The following is a 945-nucleotide window of genomic DNA, read 5'->3' as shown; positions in this document are numbered from 1 at the left end:
CATCGTCGTTTTGATCTCCGGAAGCGGAAGCAACCTCCAAGCCATCCTTGATGCTTGTCAGAACCAGCACATTAATGCTTCTATCAAAGCTGTTTTCTCAAATAAAGCAGAGGCATATGGCTTAGAGCGTGCACGTACTGCAGAAGTCCCAGCACACTCTCTTGATCCAAAATCATTCGAATCAAGAGAAGCGTTCGATCGCGAGCTAATGCAACAGATCGATGCCTATCAACCAGACTTAATTGTTCTCGCTGGCTATATTTTTGTTCGTCATTATTTAGGGAAAATGATCAACATTCACCCGTCACTGCTGCCGAAGTATCCAGGGCTACACACACACCAAAGAGCCATTGATGGCAAAGATAAAGAGCATGGAACCAGTGTCCACTTTGTTACGGAAGAGCTAGACGGTGGACCTGTGATCTTACAAGCTAAGGTGCCTGTTTTTGCAGAGGATGATGCAGACGAATTGGCAAGCAGAGTACTGACACAAGAGCACCAAATCTACCCATTGGTGTGTCAGTGGTTCTGTGATGATAGATTAGTGATGAAAGAGGGTTGTGCTGAACTCGATGGAAACACGCTTGGCAAACATGGCTACGCACAAGACTAGAAACGTGTTTATAGCTAATAAAACATGCTAATTCGAATACTAAAAAGGCCGCATTGCGGGCTTTGTTATTTGGAGCTTGGTGTAATGATTACTCTAAGGGTTCGGTCGGAGCTTGGCTCGCAACCTTTTTAGGAGCGTAAGCCACATCAGCTAAAGCTTGATGGTTAGACTCAATCAACTCACCGAAATGGAACAGTGCAAACTCACCAGGTTTCATTCGCGCCCACTCTTCATTATCCGTTAATGGCTGTGTAGCGACGACGCTCACCACATCATTCGGCGTGGTCTCTTCCTGAAAGTTAATCTCAACGTCTTCATCAATCAGGCTCGCT

General features: G+C 45.6%; 2 protein-coding genes. One reads left to right on the top strand and one right to left on the bottom strand.

Features of this window, described 5'->3' with window-relative positions; translation table 11 throughout:
• The first annotated feature begins 1 nt into the window (after position 1).
• Positions 2-613 carry a phosphoribosylglycinamide formyltransferase gene (gene purN, locus KIV40_RS27940; RefSeq protein ID WP_285352461.1) on the top strand — a complete coding sequence of 204 codons (612 nt, stop codon included), beginning with the start codon at positions 2-4 and terminating at the stop codon, positions 611-613.
• Between the two features lie 88 nt (positions 614-701).
• Here purN and KIV40_RS27935 read toward each other — a convergent pair.
• Positions 702-945 (bottom strand): class II glutamine amidotransferase (locus KIV40_RS27935; RefSeq protein ID WP_285352459.1); only part of this gene is annotated, 244 nt, incomplete at its 5' end.

This window comes from Vibrio sp. D173a (genome assembly GCF_030248475.1).
The sequence above is the reverse complement of the archived record's forward strand: the minus strand, read 5'-3'. Positions and strand labels throughout refer to the sequence as shown.